Source organism: Frankia sp. AgB32 (assembly GCF_023243045.1).
Classification (GTDB): Bacteria; Actinomycetota; Actinomycetes; order Frankiales; family Frankiaceae; genus Frankia.
Map to the genome: position 1 here is coordinate 93,379 of NZ_JALKFX010000001.1, position 26,026 is coordinate 119,404.

Annotated in this window: 14 protein-coding genes; 6 read left to right on the forward strand and 8 right to left on the reverse strand. The window is 71.3% G+C overall.

The genetic code is table 11. The features are described 5' to 3' along the window. Positions 1-30: 30 nt before the first annotated feature. The 4 genes from gcvP to MXD60_RS00400 all read left to right on the forward strand — a co-directional run bounded on the left by gcvP (position 31) and on the right by MXD60_RS00400 (position 8,929). Complete coding sequence (gene gcvP / locus MXD60_RS00385) at positions 31-2,997, forward strand: aminomethyl-transferring glycine dehydrogenase (protein ID WP_248816761.1); 2,967 nt, start codon at positions 31-33, stop codon at positions 2,995-2,997. Positions 2,998-3,630: 633 nt separating this feature from the next. Further along, positions 3,631-4,383, forward strand: coding sequence for an FkbM family methyltransferase (locus MXD60_RS00390; protein WP_248816645.1), 753 nt, complete (start codon positions 3,631-3,633; stop codon positions 4,381-4,383). Between the two features lie 889 nt (positions 4,384-5,272). Further along, positions 5,273-6,343, forward strand: a complete 1,071-nt coding sequence (locus tag MXD60_RS00395) for a glycosyltransferase family protein (protein WP_248816646.1) — start codon at positions 5,273-5,275, stop codon at positions 6,341-6,343. Between the two features lie 252 nt (positions 6,344-6,595). Continuing rightward, a complete protein-coding gene (locus MXD60_RS00400; RefSeq protein WP_248816647.1) occupies positions 6,596-8,929 on the forward strand; it encodes an MMPL family transporter in 2,334 nt (777 codons plus the stop codon). Positions 8,930-8,980: 51 nt separating this feature from the next. On the opposite strand, the gene MXD60_RS00405 is transcribed toward MXD60_RS00400, so the two are convergent. From MXD60_RS00405 to MXD60_RS00430, 6 genes are read right to left on the reverse strand one after another with little or no spacing between them, the layout of a single operon-like run. Then, on the reverse strand, positions 8,981-10,471 hold the full coding sequence (locus tag MXD60_RS00405; RefSeq protein ID WP_248816648.1) for a glutamine synthetase family protein: 1,491 nt from the start codon (positions 10,469-10,471) through the stop codon (positions 8,981-8,983). Continuing rightward, entirely contained in the window at positions 10,468-12,528 is a 2,061-nt protein-coding gene (locus MXD60_RS00410; RefSeq protein ID WP_248816649.1) for an IucA/IucC family protein, read from the reverse strand. The genes MXD60_RS00405 and MXD60_RS00410 overlap by 4 nt, the downstream gene beginning before the upstream one ends. Next, entirely contained in the window at positions 12,525-14,165 is a 1,641-nt protein-coding gene (locus MXD60_RS00415) for a lysine N(6)-hydroxylase/L-ornithine N(5)-oxygenase family protein (protein WP_518467088.1), read from the reverse strand. The genes MXD60_RS00410 and MXD60_RS00415 overlap by 4 nt, the downstream gene beginning before the upstream one ends. Next, the gene (locus tag MXD60_RS00420; protein WP_248816650.1) at positions 14,162-16,213 is read right to left on the reverse strand and encodes an IucA/IucC family protein; all 2,052 of its coding nucleotides are present in this window, start codon (positions 16,211-16,213) and stop codon (positions 14,162-14,164) included. The genes MXD60_RS00415 and MXD60_RS00420 overlap by 4 nt, the downstream gene beginning before the upstream one ends. After that, positions 16,210-17,775 (reverse strand): pyridoxal phosphate-dependent decarboxylase family protein, encoded by a 1,566-nt coding sequence (locus tag MXD60_RS00425; RefSeq protein ID WP_248816651.1) that lies wholly within the window; start codon positions 17,773-17,775, stop codon positions 16,210-16,212. The genes MXD60_RS00420 and MXD60_RS00425 overlap by 4 nt, the downstream gene beginning before the upstream one ends. Beyond that, positions 17,772-19,265 (reverse strand): diaminobutyrate--2-oxoglutarate transaminase family protein, encoded by a 1,494-nt coding sequence (locus tag MXD60_RS00430; protein ID WP_248816652.1) that lies wholly within the window; start codon positions 19,263-19,265, stop codon positions 17,772-17,774. The genes MXD60_RS00425 and MXD60_RS00430 overlap by 4 nt, the downstream gene beginning before the upstream one ends. Positions 19,266-19,785: 520 nt before the next feature. On the opposite strand from MXD60_RS00430, the gene MXD60_RS00435 reads away from it, so the two are divergent. Then, positions 19,786-21,150, forward strand: a complete 1,365-nt coding sequence (locus MXD60_RS00435; RefSeq protein ID WP_248816653.1) for a type III PLP-dependent enzyme domain-containing protein — start codon at positions 19,786-19,788, stop codon at positions 21,148-21,150. Here MXD60_RS00435 and MXD60_RS00440 read toward each other — a convergent pair. Continuing rightward, entirely contained in the window at positions 21,134-22,030 is an 897-nt protein-coding gene (locus MXD60_RS00440; protein WP_248816654.1) for an ATP-binding protein, read from the reverse strand. The two genes, MXD60_RS00435 and MXD60_RS00440, sit on opposite strands and share 17 nt — an antisense overlap. 199 nt (positions 22,031-22,229) lie before the next feature. Then, the gene (locus MXD60_RS00445) at positions 22,230-24,566 is read right to left on the reverse strand and encodes a SpoIIE family protein phosphatase (RefSeq protein WP_248816655.1); all 2,337 of its coding nucleotides are present in this window, start codon (positions 24,564-24,566) and stop codon (positions 22,230-22,232) included. Between the two features lie 172 nt (positions 24,567-24,738). On the opposite strand from MXD60_RS00445, the gene MXD60_RS00450 reads away from it, so the two are divergent. After that, positions 24,739-26,026: HAMP domain-containing protein (locus tag MXD60_RS00450; RefSeq protein WP_248816656.1), on the forward strand; the 1,288-nt coding region annotated here is incomplete at its 3' end.

The window sequence follows — 26,026 nt, forward strand, 5'->3', positions numbered from 1 at the left end:
CAACCCTGCGTGGACACGATCCCGTCGGACATCCTCCGTCCGGGCGGTGCGCCTTGTCCGGCGGTGCCAGCGGCGTCCTACCCCCAGTTCGCCGACCGCCACATCGGCCCGGACGACGGCGCCCAGCGCGCCATGCTGTCCGCGCTCGGCTACTACTCGCTCAGCGCGTTGACCGATGTTGCGGTTCCGGTCAGCATCCAGGACCGCACCCTCGACCTCCCGGCACCGCTGGACGAGTCGGCCGTGCTCGCGTCGCTGCGGGCGCTCGGTCGCAACAACCGGCCGGTGCCGTCGATGATCGGTCTGGGCTTCCATCCCGCGGTGATGCCGGGCGTCATCCAGCGCAACGTCCTGGAGAATCCCGCCTGGTACACGGCCTACACGCCCTACCAGCCGGAGATCTCGCAGGGCCGGCTGGAGGCGCTGCTGAACTTCCAGACGATGGTGACCGACCTGACGGGCCTGGACGTCGCGGGCGCGTCCCTGCTGGACGAGCCGACCGCGGCGGCCGAGGCGATGCAGATCGCGCTGCGCTCGGCCAGGCGCGGCCGCCGCACGTTCCTCGTCGACGCCGACACCCTGCCGCAGACGATCGCCGTGGTGGCGACGAGGGCTGAGGCGATGGGCGCGAGCGTCGAGGTCGTCGACCTGGCCGACCCGGCCACGGTGCCCGCGGCCGTCTGGGAGTCGGCGTTCGGGGTGCTGCTGTCGTACCCGGGGCCGAGCGGGGCGGTGCGTGACCCGAGCGCCGCGATCGCCGCGGCGAAGGAGCGGGGAGTCACCGTCGCCGTCGCCGCCGACCCGCTGGCGCTGACGCTGCTGCGCTCGCCCGGCGAGCTCGGCGCGGACATCGCGGTGGGCACCACCCAGCGCTTCGGTCTTCCGCTGTCCTTCGGCGGCCCGCACGCCGGCTACCTCGCGGTCCGCCAGGGCCTGGAGCGTTCCCTGCCGGGCCGGCTGGTCGGGGTGTCCGTCGACGCTGACGGCGCCCCCGCCTACCGGCTCACCCTGCAGACCCGGGAGCAGCACATCCGCCGGGAGAAGGCGACCAGCAACATCTGCACGGCACAGGTGCTGCCGGCGGTTCTCGCGTCGATGTACGCCGTTTACCACGGTCCACAGGGCCTCGCCGGGATCGCCCGGCGCATCCACGGCCTTGCCGTGCGGCTGGCCGCGGGGCTGCGAGCCGGCGGTGTCGTCCTCGAATCAGAGTCGTTCTTCGACACGGTGGTCGCGACGGTTCCCGGCGCCGCCGCCGAGGTGGTGGCGCGAGCCCTCGATCATGGCGTGAACCTGCGCCTCGTCGATGGTGATCATGTCGGGGTCTCCTGTGGAGAGACGACCGCCGAGGCGGATCTGCGGGCCGTGTGGGCGGCGTTCGGCGTGCCGGTCGCGGCGGCCGCGGCGACGGTTGACGTGGACGGCCCGGTGCCCGCGGCGGTTCCCGTCGCGCTGCCCGCTGATCTCGTGCGCACGAGCGGTTATCTGGACCATCCGGTGTTCCACCGGTACCGGTCCGAGACCTCGATGCTGCGTTATCTGCGGCGGCTGGCCGACGTCGACCTCGCCCTCGACCGCGGCATGATCCCGCTCGGTTCGTGCACCATGAAGCTGAACGCGACGGCCGAGATGGCCGCGGTCACCTGGCCGGAGTTCGCGGACATCCATCCGTTCGCGCCGCTGGACCAGACCGCCGGCTATGTCGAGATGATTCGTGACCTGGAGGAGTGGCTGGCGCGGATCACCGGGTACGCCGGGGTTTCCGTGCAGCCGAATGCCGGCAGCCAGGGCGAGTTCGCGGGGCTGCTGGCAATCCGCGCTTATCACCGGGACAAGGCGGCGCCCGGGGCGCCGGTGCGTGACGTCTGCCTCATACCCTCGTCGGCTCACGGCACCAACGCGGCCAGTGCGGCGATGGCAGGAATGCGGGTCGTCGTGGTCGCCTGTGACGACGACGGAAACGTCGACCTCGACGATCTCGCCCGCGCGGCGCGCGCGAACGCGGAGGTACTCGCGGCGTTGATGGTGACCTACCCGTCGACGCACGGGGTCTACGAGGAGGGCATCGGGCAGGCCTGCGCGATCGTGCACGAGGCCGGCGGCCTGGTCTACGTCGATGGCGCGAACCTGAACGCGCTGGTGGGACTCGCCCGGCCGGGCCAGTTCGGTGCGGACGTCAGCCACCTGAACCTGCACAAGACGTTCTGCATCCCGCACGGCGGTGGCGGCCCGGGGGTCGGGCCGGTCGCCGTCGGTCCGAAGCTGCTGCCCTACCTGCCCAACCACCCGTTGCAGGCGGCGGCCGGGCCGGAGACCGGCGTGGGGCCCATCTCGGGCTCACCCTGGGGTTCGGCAGGCATTCTCATGATTCCCTGGGCCTACATTCGGATGATGGGCGCGGAGGGCCTTCGCAGAGCCACGTCGGTCGCCGTGCTGAACGCGAACTACATCGCCCACCGGCTTCGTCCGCACTATCCGGTCCTGTACGCGGGCCGGGATGGTCTGGTCGCGCACGAGTGCATTCTCGACCTGCGGCCGCTGACGAAGGAGACCGGGGTTACTGTCGATGACGTGGCAAAGCGTCTCATCGACTACGGTTTTCACGCGCCGACCATGTCTTTTCCGGTCGCGGGAACGCTGATGGTGGAGCCCACCGAAAGCGAGGACCTGGCCGAGATCGACCGTTTCTGCGAAGCGATGATTGCGATTCGCCGCGAGGCCGATCAGGTGGGCGCGGGAGTCTGGCCGCGAACGGACAACCCGCTGCGTAACGCGCCGCACACCGCTCAGATGGTGACTGCAGACGAGTGGCCGCACCCGTATTCCCGCTCGGTTGCCGCCTATCCTGTCGCCGGGCTGCGGGCGGCGAAGTACTGGCCGCCGGTCCGGCGCATCGACGGGGCCTACGGTGACCGCAACCTGGTCTGCACCTGCCCGCCGGTCGAGGCGTTTGTCGAGGTCGTCGAGGACGACCCCGTGCTGGTAGCGGCCAGCTGACGCAGCCGGTGCCACCCCCGCCGGAAGTCATCTCCTGGCCGGCGGATCCGTCCTGGCTTCCGCCGGCCCGAGCAACTGCTTCCGCGTCGTGACCGGACCGGCGCGGGGAGTGCCGGTCGCCCTGGCAGGGGTGCGCGGGCACCAGAACCGTAGGTTTCGTTTGCATGCCGGCAGTGTGAATCCTGTGGATCCCGGCGGGGTCCGGATTGTCGCCGCCTCGGCTCCCGCTCGCCATCCCGCAGTTGAGGTCACCGGCGTGGGCGGCGAAGCCTGAGGCGACGGGCGTACATCGTCGGAAATCCGGGCGGCAGCATACCTGGGACGAGGCTGGCCAGCCGTCCCGACGTGCGCTTTCGCTGCGCTGGGTTGCTGCGGGTGAGGTATTTGGTGACGCATCGTCAGCGATCTGATCGCCGACTTCTGTGACCCTTCCGTAAGGTCATGGTTGGACACGCGGGAATCTCACGTAACGGAAGAATTCCGGGTCGTGGCCCCCTTGCTCGGCGGTGCCCGGACGGGTGGCTATTGACCACTGATCGGTTGAGCCTAATAGTTGGGGCCAACTGTCGTGGTGGATTACGGGGTTTAGCCACTCCGACAGATCACCGATTGGGCAACGGAAGGGTGCGGCGGATGGATCTACGGTTGGAGAAGCAGGTCGCACATCTGCGCCGGAAGGCGGTTGACGTCGGTCTCGGGCCGGCTCTGAAGCTGGTGCGGGACAACATCGTCCCGACGGCTCGACGTAATCGCAATGACGACCGCCACCTGGCGCTCCTGGTGTCGTTCGTGCTGCAGGAGACATCGAACTGCATCGATGTGGGCGCGCACCGTGGCGATGTGCTCCGGACAATTCTGCAGCATGCACCGAGGGGGCGGCACATTGCGTACGAACCCCTGCCGCACATGGCCGCCGCACTGCGGACGGACTTCCCCTCGGTCGAGGTGCGCCAGGCCGCGCTGGCCGACGAACCCGGCGTCCTGCCGTTCGCCTACGTCCGCAGTCGGCCTGCCTACAGCGGACTGCAGGACCGTGTTCCGGACACGGAGGACGTCGAGCACATCGAGGTCGAAGTCCAGGTGCTCGACGAGTCGCTGCCCGCTGACTACGAGCCAAGCCTGATCAAGGTGGATGTAGAGGGCGCCGAGTACAGGGTGTTCCGGGGGGCCCGCAAGCTGATCTCCGCGAGCCGTCCCCACCTGGTGTTCGAGTTCGGCGCTGGCGCCCGCGACTTCGGCACGACGGCGGACGAGATGTACACGCTCGTCGACGGCGATCTCGGGATGCGGATCTTCGATCTGGATGGCAACGGTCCGTACACCCTGCCGAAGTTTCGGGACACCTTCGACACCGGGCGGCACTTCAACTTCGTCGCACATCCCTGAGGACTGCCCGAGGCGACGTCCCCGATGATCTCCTGTGCGGTCGGCGGTGACCGCTGGACGGCTCGCTGGGTGACCCGCGACGGTCGTCCGGCGGGAACCCCCCCGCGCGGGAGGTGAGAGTGGCTGCACGCTCGCCGCTGGCGCTTCGCGGGCCCGCATGGTGGCCGCCGTGGGCGCGAGATGCCGACTCGCCGTCCCCCGATCGGGCCGCCTCGTAGGGGCCCCCAGCTCGACGGGGGCTGAACTTCTGGTGAGGAACCGTTCCGCCGCGCCCCGAGTGGGTCCCGGCGGCCCCGCTTCCCACTGCGCGACCGCGGGTTCTGGCCAGACATGGCCCCCGCCGCCCGGGTGGCCCACGTGCCAGGTGGCCCACTTCTGCCGGTAGACAGCCCGGTCGGGCGATGCCGGCCTGGCATCGTCGAGCCAAGGCGCGGGTAGTTCTTTCCCGATCGTGCTCGGAGTTACGGCTCCGGGTGTCCATCTGGGTACCGAATGTGCTCACGTGCGGGGCGCGTACCGATGCGCGCGCCGTGGCGTGATCGCGACCTGCCTGAGGTGGCGGTGGATACGAGCCGACAAACGGGGGGAGTGACGGATTCGGCCGGAACACCGATACTTTGACGCTCCGGCATCTGGAACATGCCGGATCGGTAGTGCCCGGGATCCTCGTGGAGGGCGCCGGCGAACCGCAGCACAAGGTTGTGCCGGAAACGACCGCACAGGTGGTGCGTTGCGGACAGAGGTAGGTAATCATGCGATCAGCGGGGTGGGAGGGAATCGTCGACCGGTCCGCGTGACACCCACCGGCACATCCGCGGCAGGTCTCAGGACGTCGTCACCGGTACGGGGGCTGTCCGTACCCAAGAAAGGTCACGAGAGAGGGGCGTCCGTGCGAACGCTCGAACCCACCAGCCTCGACCTCGACGCGATCGAGGCGGACAAGCTTGCCAAAGGCATCACGCTGAGCCTGCTGATCCCGGCCCGTGGCCCGGAGGCAGCCCGGACCGTCGGGGAGATCATTGCTCAGAACCGCCAGCGGTGGATGCAGGAACGCGGCGTACTGGACGAGATCGGCGTTGTTGTCGACCCGTCCTCGGACGGCGACGAGCACGATCTGGTGCGCATCGCGACGGAAGCCGGCGCGAGCTGGGTCGTCCGCGGGCAGTCCGTCCTGCAGCGACATGCTGGGCGGGAGTCGACCGCGGCGGGTGGCAAGGCCGGTGCGATGCGCAGTCTCGCCTACCTTGCCTTCGGCAACCGCCTCATCTTTCACGATGCCGATCTGGAAAGCTACGATCCGTACACGGTCGGGGTGCTCGCGGCGGCGACAACCGCCGGCAACGCGCCACTACTCGTCAATGGCAGTTCTCGCCGGGTGACCGGCGATGGTCGCCCGGGCGGGCGAACCACCGAGATGCTGCGATCGTTGTTGTCGAAGCAGCTAGCCCGATATGTGCCCTCAATCACGCGGACGATCCAACCGCTGATCGGGGAATTCGTGATAGACGCCGATGTCTTCGCCTCCCTGGCCTTCTCCCGCGGGTATGGGGTGGAGACGTCGCTGAAAGTTCTCGCGCTCGACCTGCTGGACTACTCCGACAGCCTCCAGATCGAGTTGCCGATCAAGTACCAGGTTGGCCAGCACTACCATGCCCTCGTGAAACAGTTCCATGAGATCAGTTTCACAATCGATGTTCTGGAAGCGTACTTCCAGCGTCGCCGGGTGGATCCCCATGTCGCCATCTGGCAGATCGCCGACAACTACGACCTGTTGTTTCCCGGCCGGACGTACGCACTCCACCGACCCGCGGGCTACGACGACTCGGACTTCGTGCCGCGACACGGTTTCTACCAGCCGCTTGCCACCGCTCCGGCCTACCAGGCCCGGCTGCCGGAGATAAAGAGCGCCCGTCGGCTGGCCCTGGACGCCCTTGGCCGGCGGATGCGCACCTCGGCCTGATCTGGTCATCATGGGATGGGTGGTCGGACCGGGCGGTCCACCGGCCGGTCACCCGCTCCACCGGCGCACGTCGTGGCCGGGACGGCTGTCCCGCCCGGGACGCCCGACGCGCCAGGGCGTCCCGCCTCCTCCACCGATCGCCTACGCACGGGGCGCCACCGCCGAGCTCCTGCGGCCAGTCGGCTTCACTAGCTCTTCGGGTGGAACGAGAACATTGTCCTAATGTCACTCGTTCGACCTGCGGAGGATGCCGTGTTCGCACCCCTGGTTACGCTGGTCACGCGCCGTCCCCGCCTGATACTCGCCCTCACTGTCATTGTCCTGCTCGGCGGCGGAGTCTTGGCCGGGACCGCGTTCGGCAAGCTCCAGACCGGGGGCTTCGACGATCCGGCATCGGAATCCTCGCGGGCGGCCGATCTGCTGGACGCCCACTTTCACGGCCGCCCGAACGTGCTGCTGCTCGTCACCGCCCGACAGGGCGACGTCGATGACGCACCCATCGTGGCCGCCGGCCGCTCGGTGGCCGCCGACCTCGCGGCTCAGCCAGGCGCCCGCGACGTCGTGTCCTACTGGACCGGCGCGGGGTCGCTACTGCGCTCCCGGGACGGTCGTTCGGCCCTGGTCATCGCCAGCGTCGCGGACGATGACCAGGCTGCGGACGTAGTCGATCGCTACGAGTCCGGTGCCTACTCGCCGTCCGACGTCACCGTCCAACCGGGTGGTGCGGCCACGGCCGGCGCGGACATCGGCAGCCAGGTCTCCAGCGACCTGGCGAAGGCCGAGCTGTTCGCGATCCCCGTCACCCTCGTGCTCCTGGTCCTCGCGTTCGCCGGCGTGGTCGCGGCCCTGCTGCCGCTGGGTGTCGGACTGCTCGCCATGGTGGGTGGCCTGGCGGCGCTGTCCGTTATCGCGAATATCGCCGATGTGTCGATCTTCGCGGTCAATCTCGCGACCGCGTTCGGGCTCGGGCTCGGCATCGATTACTCGCTGCTGATGGTGAGCCGGTTCCGGGAGGAACTGGCTGCCGGACGCGACCACACCGACGCGGTGGCGGTCACGGTGCGTTCCGCCGGCCGGACGATCCTGTTCAGCGCCGCGACCGTGATCGTGACTGCCGCGGTGATGTTGCTGTTCCCGCCTTACTTCCTGAAGTCCATGGCGTACGCGGGCATCTCGGTGACCGTGGTGGCGGTCCTGGCCGCGCTCGTCGTGTTGCCGGCACTGCTCATGCTTCTCGGCGAGCGGGTGAACGCGCTGCGCGTCGGGGGCATCGTCGGGATGGTCCGCAGGCGGTGGGCCAGCCCCCCGTCCGGGCCAGCCGTGGGAGCGTCGCGGGCAGCGGCCCGGGAGGCTGCCGAGTCACCGTTCTGGCGCTCGCTCGCCACGGCGGTGATGCGGCGGCCCGTGCTCGCCGGACTGCCGGTGATCGCCGTGTTGCTGCTGCTCGGAGTGCCTTTCCTGCATGTCAACTTCGGTACTCCCGACGAGCGGGTCCTGCGGCCAGGCTCGGCACCGAGCCGGATCGTCGGCGACGCGTTGCGTGACCAGTTCCCCGTCGACCTCGGCGGCGCCCTCAACCTGGTGGTGCAGGCCCGGGACGGTGCCTCGTCGATCGACCGGTCCGCGCTGGCCACCTATACCGCCAGCCTCTCCCGGCTGCCCGACGTGGCCCGGGTGGACGGTTCGCTGGGTAGCTACGTGCATGGCGAGCGCAGCGTGCCGCCCAATCCGACCAGCGCCCGATTCGCATCATCCGGCGCGCAGATGCTCCAGGTGATCCCCACGGTGGACTACGCGTCCAGCCGGGCGCAGGCCCTGGTCCGGGCCGTCCGGGCGGTGCCCGCGCCAGCGTCCACCACCATCCTCACCGGCGGTGCGCCGGCTGTCCTGGTTGATGGCAAGGCCGCGATCGCCCATCGGCTGCCCCTCGCGCTGAGCCTGATCGCGTTACTGACCGTCGTGCTGCTGTTCCTGTTCACCGGGAGTGTTCTGCTGCCCCTGAAGGCGATCGTGCTCAACGGTCTGTCCACGTGCGCGGTGTTCGGCGTCGCGGTGTGGATCTTCAGCGACGGGCATCTGTCCGGCCTGCTCGACTTCACCCCGGGTCCGCTGGACACCTCCATGCCCGTGCTGCTGTTCTGCATCGCCTTTGGGCTGTCGATGGACTACGAGGTCTTCCTCCTGTCCCGGATCAAGGAGGCCTACGACGGCGGGGCTTCGAACACCGAGGCAGTTGCCGCCGGGCTGGCGCGGGTCGGCCGGATCGTCACCACTGCTGCCGCCCTGCTCGCCGTCACGTTCGTCGCGTTCGCGACGTCCTCCGTTCGGTTCATGCAGATGTTCGGAGTCGGCACGGCACTGGCCATCGTGCTCGACGCGACCCTCATCCGGGGGGTGTTGGTGCCGGCGTTCATGCGGGTCGCGGGTGGGGCGAACTGGTGGGCTCCCCGCCCGCTACGTCTGCTGCATAGCCGGCTCGGGCTGCACGAGTTCCAGCCGTCGCCCCCCGCCCCGGCCCGGCCGGCGCCGCGCGAAGTGGTCCGAACGGGCGGCGCGGAGACGGCCGGTGAGGGCACATCCGCGTGATCATCTCTGGTTAGTGCCGCACCGGTGCCAGGTGCGACACGGGTCACGGTCTCAGAATCGTTCGAAGCCGCGACGGCGCTCCCAGTCGGTCACCGTCCGCTCGTATCCAGCCAGTTCGACCTCAGCCGCGTGGGCCAGATGGGCGACGACCCGCTCGCCGAACATGGCCCGGGCGATCGGGCTCGACCGCCACCGTTGCGCGGCGTCGCGCAAGGTCAGGGGCAGCGGCGGCAGGCCCGCACCCGTGAGGGCGTTGTCGACGCGGCCGTCCTCCAGTGCCAGGCCGTGCTCCATCCCGTAGCGGCCGGCGGCGAGAACTCCCGCGACCGCCAGGTACGGGTTGGCGTCTCCGCCCGGTACTCGATGCTCGAGTCGCAGACCAGGCCCGCTGCCGACGACCCGTACCGCGCACGTGCGGTTGTCCCGGCCCCAACTGATCCCGGTCGGGGCGAAGGCCCCGGGAGCCAGGCGCTTGTAGGAGTTGACATTCGGTGCGAACAGCAGCGTGAAGTCGGCCATGCAGGCGAGCTGGCCGGCGACGAACGAGCACATCAGCGGCGACATGCCGGCGGTGTCGGCCCGCGGGTGGCCCGCGTGACCAGACGGCACATCACCAGCCACGGCGGACAGGTCCGTTGACCTGCCCCGGTCGACGGGGGCCGCGAAAACGGGCCGGCCGCTCTCCGCCTCGCGCAGTGAGAGGTGGACATGGCACGAGTTGCCCTCGCCGGCGTCGTACTTCGCCATGAAGGTCAACGCCTGTCCGGAAGCCGCGGCGAGTCGCTTCGCGGCCGTCTTGTAAAGGACATGGGCATCGCACGTCCGAAGCGCCTGCGCGTAGCGGAACACGATCTCGTACTGGCCGGGATGGACCTCCCCCCGGGCGGACTCGACGGCAATGCCGGCCTGGGCCATCGCCTGCCGGAGGCGGCGGCCAAGCTCGTCGAGTTCCTCAGCTCCGGAAAGCGCGTAGTCGATGTTGTAACGGCTCGCCGGGGTCAGGTTGGACCAGGAACGCCGCGCCGCGCGCTCATAGGACTCGCGGAACGCCAGGAACTCCAGCTCGGTCCCGGCGAGGGCGGTCAGACCCTGCGCGGCCAACGCGTCGAGCTGCCGGCGTAGCACCGCGCGAGGAGAGACGTCCACCACCGTCCCGTCCGGCCAGTAGGCGTCCGCCAGCACCACGCCGCTGGACCGGCGCCACGGCGCTCGGGACAGGCTGGCCAGGTCCGGTCGGAGCCGGAGGTCGCCGAAGCCGTCCAACCAGGGGGTGCGCGGGTAGCCTCCGTCGGTCTGCATGTCGACGTCGACGGCGTGCAGGTAGGCGCAGGCGCCGAGGCCCCCCGGAACGATCTCGTCGGCGAAGTGCTCCGGAGAGACGGCGCTGCCGACGAGCCGGCCCTGCAGATCGACGGTCGCGACGACCACCTCGTCGATGGGATCGTCACCCGCCAGCAGGTCGGTCAGCACCGTCCAGTTGGGCCCGTCTGCCGGCGGTGTGCCCTCCCCCGAACGGGCCGGGGGGCCCGGGACCGCCGTCATCCCGTCTCCGGCCGGGACGCTGGTGCCCCCCGGTCGGGCCCCGGGCCCGTCGGGTCGCCGGGTGGCGCCGCCACCGGGTTCGCGACGGAGCCGCTTGTCAGGTCGAACCCGCCGTCCCGTTCGGCCCGGTCATGGAACCCCGCCCCGGCGAACTGCTCGCGGTTCAGGCAGACACGGTCGAAACGCGGGACGAGCAGATCGATCTGGTGAAAACGTCGTCGCAGCTCGGGGAAACGTGCGTGATAGCTGTCGACGGTCGCGCGGACCAGTCGCCAGAACTCGCTTTCCGCGATCTCAAGATGGTCTTCAACGAGTACGGAGAAGAAGCGGAAGTGGCCGGCGAACACGGCGGAGAGCACCGAGTGCGCGAGCATCGCCCCCGGCCAGCGGCGGCAGTGCTCGGCCACCGCCGGGGGCAGCGGCTCCCGCTCCGGGAAGTCACCGTCGACCAGCTCGATGTCCGCCCCGAAGTCCTTGATCGCGATGCGGCTGGGGAGCTGGTCGGCCGCGAATACGCACAGCACGTTCTCGCCATGCGGGGTGAAGGCGATGCCGTAGCGGTAGAGGTAGTGCAGCAACGGCGGGAGCAGGGCGGAGAACAACGCGGTCAGCCAGTCCTGTGCTGGCTGGCCCGATCGGGCTACCAGCTCGGTGACCAGCGCCCGTCCGTCCGATCCGACCAGGAGCAGCGACGCGAGGCTGCGGGCCTGCTCGCCAGGATCCAGGTGCTGGTCCACCGGATCGCGCCAGAGCACGCCGAGCAGCTCATGCAGCCGGTAGGGCGCTGCGGGGATGCGGTCGTAGGCCGGATGGCGGACCGTGGCGCCCGCGACCTCGGGCAACGGCGTCACCCTGGTCGCCTCGCGCAGGAACGCGTCGGACGTGCGCACGCCGAGCAGCCAGCTGGACACCGCCGGGCCGGCAACGGCGTCCGCCGCCGACATCCCCCGCCATACCAGGGTGTTGCGGATCATCAGGGAGAGCTTGACGTTTCGGCGGCTCGGCACGTCGACATTGGCGAGCGTGCGGACGGCCTGAAGCGGGACGTACCGGTCGGGCGCCTCGCCCAGCGGGACCAGCTGCCCGGTCGCGAGTTCGGCGGCGAACAGCGGGACGATGACGTTCGCCCACTGCCAGGGGTGGACGGGCAACCAGACGTAGTCCTCGGCGGTCGTGTCGATCGCGCCCGTGCCCAGGGCATGGGTGAGGACGTCCGCGAAACGGGCGCGGGTGCCTTCGTCGAGTTCGGTCGTCAGCAGATCCGAGTCGATCATGGCTACCGTCTCGGCGCCGGCTGGTGCGGGGTGCTCCGCCCGGGTCGCGGTGACGGAGCCGATCTGCCGGAAGAGCCCGATCGTCGGATGGGCCGCGACCCAGCGCAGCCGGAAGGGCGTGCGGGCCTCCGGGCTGTAGAGGTCCGTCTGGGCGCCGAAGCCCAGGCGACCCTTGTTGGCGACCAGGCACGGGTGCCCGGCCTGGCGTCCCTCCAGCGCGACGAACGGCAGGTCAGCGAGGTCCGCCGCCGGGATGGCCGATTCCAGCAGGTGCCGGTCCGCGGCCTGCGTCGCCAGTAGGTCCCTGATCACATCGGCGAGCACCTGGTCGGACCAGCCGAGCTGGGGCTGCACGTCCCACAAGAAACGAACCGGGTCGTCAGCGGCATCTTCCCCGAGCCCGGCATGGTCCTCGCGGTGGTCGGCAGGGCCATCGGCCCGTCGATCATCGACGGCCGGGTTGCTCGGCGAGCTCGTCCGGACCAGGGTCGAGGGCTCTATCCACCATGACCCGAACGTGCCCCGCCGGGCCCGAAAGACGTAGGTGCAGCCTGCTGCCGCCAGTGCGTAGGTGCGTGCTGGTCCTCGCCCGATCGGGGGATCATCGACCCCGTCCGTGCCAGCCTGCTGGTCGAGAACTTCAGGGTGGAGAAGGTCCTCGTAGGCCAGCTCGGCGATGAGTCTGACGAGGAGAGCCTGGCCGGCCGACCGCCAGCCGGCCGCCGACGCCCCCGGCGTCCCAGGGTCGCCGGGCGCCGTCGCCGCGGGTGGCGGGGATGTCATCGCTGTTCTTCCTGGCGGAGGACGGCGGGATCCGGCTGGTGCGTCCGCCGGCCCGCAGCTGGCTGTCTCGTGCCCGCGGCTCCTGGCACTACCCGCCCGCTGCCCTGCTCCTGGGGCGAACGGGGGTGCGGGTGGCGCCCGGCTGGTGATGCGCCGAGTCCAGGAACGTCGGCCGGGCTGGTGTCCGACGGGTCCGATTCGGTGGGTGCGCCGAAGGTGGTGAACGCGGAAGGCGGTGGGAGCCGGTGCGCGCGTCCCCCGGTCAGGTCATCGAGGATGACCGCGGACCGCCAGGCGCCGAGGCCGAGATCGGGGGAGCCGACCCCGTGCGTGTGCAGCTCGGCGTTCTGTACGTAGAGGCGGCCCGTCAGCGCGGGGCGGGTGGCCACCCGGTACCGGTCGTCGACCTTGAAACGTCCCGCGTCGTCAAGGTCGAGCAGGTCGGCCAGCGGCTCGAGCAGCGCCGGGCGCCGCGGGGCGTATCCGGTGGCGAGCACGGCTGTGTCCACCGTCAGCTCGAAGGCGCGGTCCTGGTCGCGGTGCCGGCACGCGAGGGTGATCTCGCCGCGCTCGCCATGCTGGGATGCCGCCTCGACGGTCACCCCCGGCAGCAGGGTGGCGGCCGGATCCGGGGTGTCGATCGTCCGTTCGTAGAGCAGGTCGTAGATCTCCGCGATCGTGTCTGCGTCGATCGCCTTGTAGAGCTGCCACTGGGCTGGGACCAGGGCGTCCCGACGGTGTCGGGGCAGTCCGCGGAAGTACGCGACGTAGTCGGGAGTGAACTGTTCGAGCCCGAGCTTCGAGTACTCCATGGGCGCGAACGAAGGGGTGCGGGTCAGCCAGGTCAGCTGCTGCACCCCCGGCTGCTGGGTGCGCAGCAGGTCGGCGAAGACCTCCGCGCCCGACTGGCCCGATCCGACCACGGCAATCCGGTGCTGGCCTGCCAACGACGCTCGACGCTGGCGGTACTGGGCCGAGTGGAACGCGAGGTCGGGGGAGATACCGGCAGCGGAGAAAGCCGGCGGAATCGCGGGTTCCGTGCCGATGCCGAGAACGAGATGCCGCGCGGCCACCACCCGAGTGGGCCCCGCGGAGGTCCGACCGGCGGGTGCGGCGCCGGTCTTCTCGGTGTGGGATCCGGTGTGCGTGATGGCCACCCGGAACAGGTCGGCGGACGCGTCCCAGGTGACCGCTTCGACCCGAACCCCGAAATGGGTCGAATCGAGCCCCTGCGCGACCCAGCGGCAGTAGGCGTCGTACTCGCGCCGAGGAATGTGGAAACGTTCGTAGAAGTAGAAGCGGAACAGCCGGTCATGGGCCCGGAGGTAGGCGAGGAACGACCACGGGCTGGTCGGATCGACGAGGGTGACCAGGTCCGCGAGGAACGGCACCTGCAACGTGGTGCCCTCCAGCAGGAGTCCGGGATGCCAGCTGAACGCCGGCGCCTGCTCGAAAAACGCCGTCCGCAGTCCGGGCAGCCCGTCCGCGAGCGCGGCCAGGGACAGGTTGAACGGTCCAAGGCCGATCCCCACGACGTCGTGGACCGGCTCCTCCGACCGGGGCAGGGCACGCCCCGGCGACGGGGCGGCCGCCAAGCCTGGACCGGCGTCGGAGACAGGCGGATTGCTGGACGTCACGCGGCGGCCTCCAACAGCGGGTTCGGGATCTGCACGTAGACCGATTGGGTGGCGACCGGCCCGATCAGCTCATCCCGCCCGTCGACGCAGGTGCGCAGATTGCCCTTGCTGGGCAGCGTGGCATCAGTCAGGAGAATGGTGAGCAGGCGGCGGCGGGAGCGGGGTGGCCGTTGCGGGCCATGGTCCAGTCGGGCGGCCCGCTCCAGGCGCCCGAGCAGGTCACGGAGTCGTCCGAGCAGGCGGGACTCGGCCACGATGCCAGCCGCGCCCAGCGCCCCGACGAGAGCGAAGACGTTGTTCACGAAGAGGTAGTAGATGATCCTTTCGGTGATCAGTGCGTCGTCGAAGACGACGTCCAGACCAGTAGCGAAACCAGGCAACATGGCTTCCGTGGCCACGACGGCCGACTCGGCGACGTAGTAGCCCTGGCTGTCGCGGTACCAGCCGGCGACCGGCCAGCCGTCGTCGTCGAGGCTGACCAGCGTGTTCTGGAGGTGCGCCTCGACGCCGACGCCGAACCGCAGGAACAGGTCCAGCAGGGGGACCACCAGCACATCCAGGTAGCGCGCGAACCAGGCGTCCGCGAGCGCCGCGATCGGCTCGTGGTGGCGCTCTGCCAGCCGGCTCAGGATCCGCGCCAGCATGGCTTCGCGGGCCCGTCCGCGACTGCCGGTCGCCCGGTCCGGCCGCGGGGCGACGAGCGCCGCGCCGCACGCCACCCGGTCGTCCTGTCCGAACGGGTTGGTTCGAAAGGCGGTCTCCAGCCCAAGGGCGCCATGGTCACTGTGCCCGCCAGGAACGTCCGTCGAGAGGTCCGCCTCTTCGTTGCCCCGGGCGGCACCGGAGGCGGAGGTTCGCCGGAGGTCGGGATGGACCACCGCCACCCACTCGGGCTCCCCGATGAGTCGGAAGCTCGGATGCCGCCCGGCCAGTTCCCGGCCCAGGCCGGCGTCCACCAGGCCAGTGATCATTTCGGCCAGGCGGAGCTCTCCGCGTTGCAGGTTCCGCCGGGAGTTGGTGATGCGCAGGCCCAGGGAGAGCTTGAGCATCACGGGGCTGTCGGGGCGCCAGACCGTCCGGACGGACGTGGTCGGATACCACGACGGACCGGACACACCGAGATCGACCAGGAGTCCGTCCGCGAGCAGGTCGCCGAGCGGGCCGTCGCCGGGCGCGAGAAGGTCCTGGGCCTGCCAGGGATGGGCCGGTACCGGCAGGTAGCCGGGAGGCACCCTGCCGCCGGTCGGGTAGCGCGAACCGGTCACGGCAGACCCGCCGGGGAGGGCGGGGGTACGGCCGGCCACAACGGGCCAGGCCAGGCCGCCCGCCGGATCGGCGTCGACGTGGCGGTCCCCGTCCGGGCGATCAGGCGATGCTCCTTGCTGGAGGTCCCCCGAGTCGCGGAACAACGCCGTCAGCAGGCGCTCCGCGGTGCCTCGACCGGCCTGCCGCGCGGCGCCGGCGGCCTGGCCCGACATGTCCAGGACGGAGGGATGCGCGGCGAACCAGTGCAGGGAGAAGGAGCCGGCCCGTTCGGGGGAGTACGCGGCCATCGCCCGGTCGGAGGCCCCCTGCCGACTCGCTCCGGCGGGGTGGAAGGGATGGCCCGTGAGCGGTGCCCGCTCGGCGGACAGGAACGGGGCTGACCGGGCAGGATCCGCTGACGATCGACGGGCGTCGAGATGGCCCGCGATGCGCCGCGCCGAATCGACGATGCGTCCCAGCGCCTCGCTGCCGGCCGCGGCGGGGCGCCCGAGCTCCGCGGTGATCTCCCGAACCAGCAGGGCGGCGAGCAGGCCACTGTCCAGCGGCGACGCCGTCCCGTCCGCAGGCAGCAGCGCCGGCGCGGAGAAGCGGTGCCAACCGGTCGGCGAGCGGTGCGTCAGCGCCACCCGGACGGTCAGGCCGGAGGCTGGTAGCCGCAGCTCGACCGCGCCCTCGGCGGTGATCGGCGGCACCGGACCGCTCTCCCGGAGCCAGCAGCGCAGCAGGGTCTCCGTGACGACGTCGTCGGCGATGACCTCGGCGGCCGTCTGCTCACGCCTCACGGCACGCCTCCTTCATCGGTGGCGTGCTCGTCCATGTCGTCATCGCGCAGGTCGTGGTCCCGGCTGGCCAGCTCGTCCCCGGTCGCGGCGATCAGCGCCAGCAGGGCATCGACGTGGGCCGGGGTGGCGTCGGGATTGAGCAGAGTGAGCTTCAGCTGGACCGCCCGATCGGGCCCCGTCCGGGTCCTTCCGACCACCGCCCGCCCGTCGACCAGCAGTGTGCGCCGGATCTCGGCGTTCAACTGGTCCAACCGGCCGGGTGCGGGTGGCTCGCCCGACCGGGCGGCGGTGGACGGCGGCCGGTAGCGAAAAACGACCGTGCTCAGCGTGACCGGGAAGGCGAGCTCCAGCCGGTGATCGGCGCGGATCGTCCGTGCCGCGTGGCGGGCGAGCTCGTGGCAGGCGTCAACGCGGGTGCCCAGCCCACCCCGGCCGAGGGCACGCAACGTCACGGCGATCGGGAAGCAGTCGGCTCGGCGCGTGGTCCGCGGCGAACGGTCCAGGAGGCTGGGGAAGCCGGCGTCCTCATCGTCGTCCGAACGGAGGTAGTCAGCCTGGGCGGCACGAAGGCTGGGCCACCCGTCCGGTCGGGGGGTGAGGAACACGCCCGCGGCTGCTGGCTGCCACCCCAGCTTGTGTAGATCCAGGGCGACCGAGTCGGCCTGGGCGATCCCGGACAGGAGTTCGGCGAGCCGGTCGGAGAACAGCGCCCCCCCGCCATAGGCGGCGTCCACGTGCAGCCAGCCGAGGGACTCGGGCCGGTGGCCTCCCGGCGGCCGACGGTGGCGTAACCGGGCGCGGTGATCGTCGACGGCGGCGACGAGGTCCGGCAGGGGATCGATGGCGCCGGCGTCGGTGGTGCCCGCGGTCGCCACGACCACGGCGGGTCCGTCATGCGCGGCAAGTGCCTGGCCGAGCAGGTCGACCCGCATCCGATCCCGGTCGTCGGTGGGAATCACCACGACGGGTCGACTGGCCAGGCCAAGGATGGTGGCGGCCCGGTCGATGGACAGGTGAGCGGCGGCGGACCGGAACACTCGTATCGTCGGCTCGTTGGCAGCGTCACGGGCGAGTAACAGGCCCAGAAGATTGGACTCGCTGCCGCCGGTGGTGATCGTGCCACTCGCCCGGGATGGATCGAGACCGGCCAGCTCGGCGAGCGCGGCAACGACCTCCGTCTCCACCGTCGTCGCTGCCGGCGCCTGATCCCACGAGTCCAGGGACGGGTTGAGCGCGCTCACCGCGAGATCGGCGGCGACGGCGACGGCCAGTGGTGGGCAGTGCAGATGCGCGGCGCACCACGGGTCGGCGGGATCGGCGCTGCCCGCGGCGAAAGCGGACACGAGAGCCGTCAGCGCGGCCGGGGCACCGATGCCCTCCTGGGGGAGCATGCTGGCCCGGTCGGGGGAGGCGCCGAGCGTGGCACGGATGGCTTCGCGCACCTGCGACGGTCCACCACGCGGCAGGGGGCCGCCGCGCCGCCGGTTACCGTCGGTCAGCGCTGCCAGCGTGAGACCTACGAGCTCCGGCAGGTCGGACCGGTGGTCGACGGGTCGGGTCACTGCGCCCCGCGCCCGGCGTCCTCGCGGTCTGCCGGGGTGGGCTCGCCGCGCGGCCGGTCGGTCGGGTTCGACCGGTCGGGCGCGGTGACGAGCCGACGGACCGCGGCGTCGAGGGCGTCGGCGAGGGTGGCCAGGACGCGGCTTGCCTGGGCCTCGGTGATGATCAAAGGGGGTAGCAGGCGGATGACCGCGCCATGGCGACCGCCGAGCTCGATGATCAGACCGCGGCGCAGGCATTCGGCCCGGACCAGCGCGGCCAGGCGAGGGTCGGCCGGATGGGCGCCGGCCGCGTCCGCGGCGGCCGCGGGGTCGACCAGCTCGGCGCCCAGCATCAGACCCCGGCCCCGTACGTGGCCCACGTGGGGGCGCGTTCGGGCCAGTTCGCGCAGACCGGTGAGCAGCCGCGCACCCAGGTTCGCCGCACGCTCGTCCAGCCCGTCGCGGCGAACCCGGCGCAGGGTGGCCCGACCGGCCGCCATCGCGAGCTGGTTGCCGCGGAAGGTGCCGGTGTGCGCGCCGGGCGTCCAGACGTCCAGCTCGGCGCGGTACGCGATCACTGCCAGCGGCTGGCCGCCGCCGATCGCCTTCGACATGACGAGGATGTCCGGGGCGATTCCGCTGTGCTGGGCGGCCCAGAACCGGCCCGTTCGGCCTACGCCGGTCTGCACCTCGTCGAGGATCAGCAGGATCCCCCGCCGACGGGTGATCTCCCGGATCGCGCGCATCCAGTCGTCCGGTGCGGGGACCACGCCGCCTTCGCCCTGGACCGCCTCGACGATCAGGGCCGCCGGGGCCGTCACCCCGCCGAGCGGATCGTCCAGCAGACGCTCGATGTAGCGGATGGACAGATCCGCACCGTCCGGACCGGCGGTGGGGAGCTGGCCGAGGCCCACCCCGAACGGGCAACGGTAGGGGTGGGGGAACGGCAGCCGGACGACGGACATCGCGGCGGGCAGCGGGCTTTTCACCGCCACGTTGCCGGTCACCGCCAGCGCACCGGAGGTCATCCCGTGGTAGCCCCCGGTGAAGGCGAGCAGGGTGTGGTTGCCCGTCGCCGTCTGCGCGAGCTTGAGCGCCGCCTCGACCGCGTCGGCGCCGCTCGGCCCGCAGAAGTGCAGCTTGACGTCGCTGCCCAGGCCGGGTGGCAGACAGGCGCGCAGCTCGTCGGTGAACGCGTCCTTCTCCGGCGTGGCCAGGTCGAGGGTGTGCAGGGGAGCGCCCCGCGACAGCGTCTCGGTGATCGCCTGGACCACGTCGGGATGGTTGTGGCCCAGCGCCAGGGTGCCGGCTCCGGACAGGCAGTCCAGGTAGCTCCGCCCGTCCGCGCCGAAGATCGTCGCGCCTTCGGCGCGAACTGGCACGATCGGGAGGGTGCGAGCGTAGGTACGCGCCGCGGACTCTCGCTCGCGCTGACGGGCGAGGATTTCGGCGGGATCCATCGCCGGAGCGAGACGGCCGGCGTCGGTGCCGCTGTATGCGGAAATCGTCATGATGGGCGACTCCCTTCCGAGCGGGCCTTTTGAGGGGAGCCTAACCTAAGTTATCGGGTGGCTGTTGGTTCCTGTGGATGGATCGTGCCTGGCGCCATCGGCGGACCACTCCATAGTCCGCCCGCATAGCTCGCATCGTCGTGTAAACGCCGGTCCCGACGGCGTCCGGAGTGGTTCCCGCCCCAGCGTCGGTGGTCTATCGCACACCCGGGAGGGCTCCATCGGTCCAGACCCGCCGATTCTGCCTGGACCGTCCTGACCATTGGTGTCCCACGGCATTGGCCGCCGCCGGCCGCGGATGTTCCCGCTCTCATGATCGCGACCTCGATACGGGCGGAATGAGACGGCGATCATTTGCTGGGAATTCGACCGTATCGCCACGCTGAAGTCGCGAACCGAGCCAGTCTCGGACGAGGGCCTGTGTCGGCCGGTTACCCGCTGGCGGCGGTATGGCCCGGGCCGGGTGGTGGACACCCCCGTTCAGGGGGTTCCCGACCCGGCATCCGGAGGGAGAACGTGAATGGATCTGCCGCCGTCGGCTGCGCCGCTGCGCGCGTTGCCGGCCGAGCGTCTGCCCCCTGCGGTTCTTGCCGCGGTGCAGGCCTGGCCGGCCGGCGCGGAGACCAGCGCCTATCTTTATGATCTTTCCGTCGCGGCCCGCAACGCCACGGCCCTACGTGCCTGCCTGCCGGCCTGGGCGGAGATCTGCTACGCGGTGAAGGCGAACGGATTTCCGCCGATCCTGGACGCTCTCCTGGCGGGGTCCGGCCAGCCCGGAGCCAGTTCGGCGGAACCCTCCGGGCCGCTCGGGTGGGCCGGTGTCGATGGCTTCGAGGTCTCCTCCGTTCGGGAGGTGCGCCTCGCCCAGGGCGCCTACGAACGGGCTGGCGCGGTCGGGCCACGTCGGTTGGTCGCCTCGGGCCCGGCGAAATCGGTGGCGCTGCTGACCGCCCTCGCCCAGTCGGACGGCTCCGTGGTCAATGTGGAGAGTGTCGGCGAGCTTCGGCGCCTGGCGGCCGTCGCGGGCAGTCTTGGCCGACAGGTCGCTGTCGCCGTGCGGGTGAACCCCGCGCGCGTCGCTCTCGCCGGATCCCTCCAGATGGGCGGGCGGCCGAGCGCGTTCGGCATCCCCGAACCGGACGTGCCCGCCGTACTCGAGCTGGCGGCCGGGCTGGCCCACGTCGATGTGGTTGGCTTCCACGTCCATGCCGTCTCCGCGAACCTCGACGCCGTGGCCCACCTGGACTACGTCCGCTGGTGCCTCGACTTCGCCGTCCGCACAGCAACTGCCGCCGGCGTCGATCTGCGCCTGGTCGACATGGGCGGGGGATTCGGGGTGCCGTTCGAGCCGGACCGGCGCGGCGAGGTCCCCTTCGACCTGGCCCGTTTCGGGGATGGCCTGGCGTCGATGCCCATCCCCGCGGACGTGCGGGCGATTTTCGAGCCGGGGCGGCTACTCGTGGCGGACGCCGGCTGGTACGTCGCCGAGGTGATCGACGTCAAACGTTCCTACGGGACGCACTTCGTCGTGCTGCGGGGCGGCATCCACCACTTCGCCCTGCCGACGTCGTGGGAGATCGTGCACAACTTCGCGGTCGTCCCCCGCACGGGCCAGTCCGTCGCCGGGACCGCGATTCCGGAGATCCCATGCGAGCTGGCGGACACCGACGGTAGACCGGTCACCGTCGTCGGCGAGCTGTGCACGCCGGAGGACACCCTGGCTCGTGACATCACCGTCGGGCCGGTCCGGCCCGGCGATGCCGTCGTCTTCCCGATGGCCGGCGCCTACGGCTACGAGTTCGCCCTCACGGACTTCCTCGGCCATCCCCGGCCGGATCGGATCGTGCTCGACGCGAGCGGCAACCGGGTCAGAACAGCCGGGTGACGATCGTCGTGTCGGTCGGATCGACCTCGGCGTCGGGGCCGGTCGCCTGCCGGCGGGCCATCGGCGTTGCGCGGCCATTACCGAGCAGGACACCCGGCGGCCCGCCGCGCAGCGTGGCGGCCGCGCGCAGGGAACCCGCCAGTCCCGAGCCCGCCCGTCCGGAACCCGCGAGCCCGGAGCCACCCGACGACCGGGACCTGCTCGCTGGCGCCGAGCCCTGCGGCGGGTCCGATGACGGCGGCGTCGACCGGCCGGCGTGATCGCTTTCAGCCTCGGGGCCCGATCGGGGGACTCGGCGTCCGTCGACCGGACCGGAGCCGTCATCCGGCGGCTCCGGTCCCGTTACCCGCGTCGACTCCTGGGAGCCGCCGCCCGATCTCGGCGCCGGGGTGTCGCCCGGCTCGCTGATCGTGGCGGTCGGGCCCGTCTCGCCGCGGGTGGACTCCGCCGGAACAGGCAGATCGAACCAGAGGTACTTGCCCGAGTCCGCGACCACCGTCCCCCAGCTGCCCGCGAGCGCGTCGAGGACCAGCAGGCCGCGACCACCCTCCGCGTCGGGCGCGACGGTCCGGCGCTGCGGCAGGGCGGTCGAGGTGTCCGAGACCGAGGCGTGGATCAGCCCCGGCCGCATCTCGATGAGCAGCCACAGCGGCGGCTGGCCGTACTTCACCGCGTTCGTGACCAGCTCACTGACCAGCAGTTCGGCGGTGCTGCGGGCATCCTCCGGGATGGCCGCCATCCGCATCCCCTGGCGCAGGACGTGGCGAGCCTGCGGAACGGCGGACGGCAGATAGGGAAGCTCGGCGAGGATGTGGGTTGCGGGTGGGCACCGTGATGTTGCTTGCCGCACCACGTCCATCGGAACCGAAGCTGCGCTCATCGACCACCAAGCCTGAACAACGAGGACATCGTGAGGTGGTGTACCCGCTGGCGGCGAATTGAAGCCTCGGTATCCGGATCGTGCGGGTTGCACCGATGTCGACTTGTCATCATCGCGCACTCCGACGCCGTGACCTGCGCTTTCATGCGTCGGACCGGAGTGACGTGACGGCTGTCGCCCCGCTGGTGTGGCGGCTGCCTCAGCCGGGCACGCGGGCGACGAGGATCGCCACGTCGTCGCGCAGGTTGCCGCCCGCGAAGCGCTCGGCCGCGGTGAGCACCCGGTCGGCGATGCCCTGGGCGGACAGCCCGGCGCAGTCGCTGACGGCGGCCAGCAGCCGGTCCTCGCCGAGGAGTTCGTGGCCGTCGCGGGCTTCGATCACACCGTCGGTGTAGAGCACCAGCGCCTCGCCGGCCTCGAGGGTCAGGTCGATGCCGGGGAACGAGACCTCGTCGTCGTCGAGGACGCCGAGCAGCGTGCCGGGCCGGCCGACGAGCGAGGCCCGACCGTCGGCGTGCAGAACAACCGGTTGAGGATGCCCCGCCAGGAAAAGCCGCAGGTTGACCGCACTGGCCGCAGGCCGCGGGCCCTCGGGCCCGGCCGCGCCGTCGCCGTCCACCTGGCCACCCGGGTCCGAGCCCGAGCCCGTGCGTGTGCTCCTCCGGCCCACGGACCGGGTGGCTGCGAGGGCCGGGCCGATGCTCGCCGGGCCGGTCACGGCCGCCGCGGCCAGGGTGCAGAACCTGCCCTGACCGTTCGGGTGCGCGGAGGCGGCCTCCCGCAGCGTGCGGTTCAGCTCTATCAGGACCTCACCGAGGTCTGTTCCGCGCCCGGTCAGCAGCCGCAGCACGGCGCGGGCCACGCCGGTCACGGTGGCGGCCTCCGCGCCCTTGCCGCAGACATCGCCGATCGCGATGGTCCACCCCAGCGGGCCCCACAGCAGGTCGAAGAAGTCTCCGCCGACGTCCAGACCCGCCGACTGCGCCGCTCCGTAGGCGGAGCCGAGGTCCAGCCCCTCGATCAGCGGCAGGTCCGGCGGGCGCAGGCCGGCCTGCAAGGTGCCGGCGAGCTCCACCTGACGGCTGTAGAGCCGGGCGTTGTCGATCGCGAACGACGCCCGGCGGGCCAGGTCGGCGAGCAGGTCGATCTCGTCCGCGGCGAACGCGTTGCCCTCCGGGCGGCCGAGGGCGAGCACGCCGAGGACCCGGCGCCTCGCCTTGAGCACCATGACCAGTGCCGGGCCGCCGAAGGCGGTAAGGGAGTGCACCTGACCCCCGCTGGCACCGCGCACGGCGGCCATCAACGCTCCGCCGGGGTCCGCGGCCGCGGAGCTCAAGGCTCCGGCCATGCTCTCCTCGGCGTGGGTGGCGGACCACAGGGCGGGGTCGGCGTTCTCCCGATGCAGGTACACGGCGCACCACTGGGCGAGCCGGGGGACCGGCAACCGCGCCAGCAGGGCCAGCGAATGGCCGAGCTCGAGACTGCCGGCCAGCAGATCGGACGCCTCGGCGAGGAAGGACAGCATCCCGATCCGGCGTTCCTCGGCCCGGCGCATGTCGCCGCCGCCGAGCGCGAGCGCCATCCAGCGGGCGGCCAGGCGCACGCGTTCGACGTCGACGGCGGCCAGGCCGGCGGTCGACACCGGCCACAGCAGCAGTTCGCCCAGGCTCTCCTGGGTGGGATCAAGGGGGAACGCCACGGCCTCGGCGTCCTCGCCGACGACGCCGAGAGTCGCGACGGTCTCGGGGCGACCGCCGTCGCGGCCGGGTCGGCGCACCAGCGCGGCGGTCACGGCGAGCGCGTCAACGAGCTGGGCGAGCAGCTCGTTGACCTCGCCCTCCGCGGTGAGGGCCCGCGCGGTGTCGCGGGCGATCAGGCGGGGCGGTCGCGGCTGGACCGGCACGATGACCGTGGCCGGCAGCCCAGGGCGGGCGGCCGGGACGACCGGGTCGGGGCTGGCTGTCACACCATCGCCCATCGGGTCGCTCGCCGTGACCGCGACGGCAGGTACTGGTGTGACGGACGGAACATCGCCGACGTCATCGCCGGAAAGGCGGGTTCCGGGGTCGTCTTCGTCGTCGGCCGTGGTGAGGCGGAACCAGACGGTCTTCCCGCCGCGGTGGTGCTCGGTGCCCCAGCTCGAGGCGAGCGCGTCCACGAGGGCAAGCCCGCGGCCGTCCTCACGCAGCCCGTCGGCGCCGAAGTCGGCCTCTTCGGGGAAGGCCGACTTCGGGCGCGGCACGTCGACCTTCTTCACCCGCGCCATGCCGATCCGGACCGGGTGACGGTCGGCCACGCCCACCCGTACCCCGCGGCCCTCCTGGCGGACGTCGACGGTGGCGGCCGTGCCGGCGTGGACCACGACGTTGGTGACCAGCTCGGTGACCAGGAGCAGGGCCGAGTCGAGCAGATCATCGTCGAGTCGCCCGCGTAGGGTTTCGAGCACGAAACGCCGCGCCGACCGAGGGGAGTCGGGCCTGGGCGGCAGCGTGATGGCGTGCACGGACGTCGTCGGACCCCCTTCTGCGCCGGTCATGTCGTTCAGTCTCTCCTGCGTTGTCCGTCGTGAGGCGGATACTGGCGGCTGGTGTCACCTGTCCACCGACGCCCATCGCCGGTGCCCCGAGGAGATCGCCCCCTGGTCCGGGCAGCTCCACCCGGTCCGTCGTCCGAGACGATCGTGCCGTCCGAGCTCAGCTAGGAGACCGATGAGTGCCACTGACGATCAGCAGTCCCCGGCCCGCCGTGATCCCACTGTGCCCGGCGGTGACGCTACCGCGACCATCGTCCCCCATCCACCCCACGTGTCCGGCGGACCCCACTCTGAGTCGGTGCGGGGTGGGTCGGTCCAGACCACTGTGCGCACGCCGGCGGACGATCTGATCGACGATCTGCTGGGCGGGCTGACCAGGCTGTGCGAGGGCGACTTCTCGACCCGGCTGGCGAACCGCGTCACCCCTCGCGACGGTGTCGCCGCGGAGGTGCTCCGCCGGTTCGACGAGCTGGCCGCCTCCCAGGAACGGCACGCGGGAGAGCTGGCGCGGGTCAGCAAGGTGATCCGGCGGGACGGTCGCCTGACCCTGCGGATGGAGGACCTGGGCAGCCCGGGCGGCTGGTCCGACATGACGCAGGCGGTGAACTCCCTCATCGATGACCTGGCCCGGCCGACGCACGAGGTCGCCCGGGTCATCGCCGCGGTGGCCGAGGGCGATCTGTCCCAGCATATGGCGTTGGAAATCGCCGGGCAGCCGGTCCGCGGGGAGTTCCTCCGGATCGGCACGACGGTGAACACGATGGTGGACCAGCTCTCGTCGTTCGCGGACGAGGTGACCCGGGTGGCCCGCGAGGTCGGCACCGAGGGCAACCTGGGTGGGCAGGCGAAGGTCAAGGGCGTCTCCGGCGTCTGGCGGGACCTGACCGAGTCGGTGAACTCGATGGCCGGGAACCTGACCAGCCAGGTCCGCAACATCGCCCAGGTCACCACCGCGGTGGCGCAGGGCGACCTGAGCCAGAAGATCACCGTCGACGCCCGGGGTGAGATCCACGAGCTGAAGTCGACCGTCAACACGATGGTCGACCAGCTCTCGGCGTTCGCCGACGAGGTCACCCGCATGGCCAAGGAGGTCGGCACCGAAGGCAAGCTCGGCGGTCAGGCCCAGGTCAAGGGGGTGTCCGGGGTCTGGCGGGACCTGACGGACTCGGTCAACGTGATGGCCGGCAACCTGACCACCCAGGTCCGCAGCATCGCCGAGGTGGCGGCGGCGGTGGCCCGCGGCGACCTGACACGGCAGATCACCGTCGATGCCCGCGGCGAGGTCGCGGGCCTCGCGCACACGCTGAACACGATGGTGGACCAGCTCTCCTCGTTCGCGGACGAGGTGACCCGGGTGGCCTGGGAGGTCGGCACCGAGGGCAACCTGGGCGGCCAGGCGCACGTGCGGGGCGTGTCCGGGGTGTGGCGGGACCTGACCGAGTCGGTGAACTCGATGGCCGGGG

What these genes read in the sequence shown, in the direction of transcription:
- MXD60_RS00430 (WP_248816652.1), bottom strand. Translation starts at nt 19,265, where the DNA reads ATGACGATTTCCGCATACAGCGGCACCGACGCCGGCCGTCTCGCTCCG.
- MXD60_RS00435 (WP_248816653.1), top strand. Translation starts at nt 19,786, where the DNA reads ATGGATCTGCCGCCGTCGGCTGCGCCGCTGCGCGCGTTGCCGGCCGAG.
- MXD60_RS00405 (WP_248816648.1), bottom strand. Translation starts at nt 10,471, where the DNA reads ATGACGGCGGTCCCGGGCCCCCCGGCCCGTTCGGGGGAGGGCACACCG.
- MXD60_RS00445 (WP_248816655.1), bottom strand. Translation starts at nt 24,566, where the DNA reads ATGACCGGCGCAGAAGGGGGTCCGACGACGTCCGTGCACGCCATCACG.
- MXD60_RS00440 (WP_248816654.1), bottom strand. Translation starts at nt 22,030, where the DNA reads ATGAGCGCAGCTTCGGTTCCGATGGACGTGGTGCGGCAAGCAACATCA.
- MXD60_RS00410 (WP_248816649.1), bottom strand. Translation starts at nt 12,528, where the DNA reads ATGACATCCCCGCCACCCGCGGCGACGGCGCCCGGCGACCCTGGGACG.
- MXD60_RS00390 (WP_248816645.1), top strand. Translation starts at nt 3,631, where the DNA reads ATGGATCTACGGTTGGAGAAGCAGGTCGCACATCTGCGCCGGAAGGCG.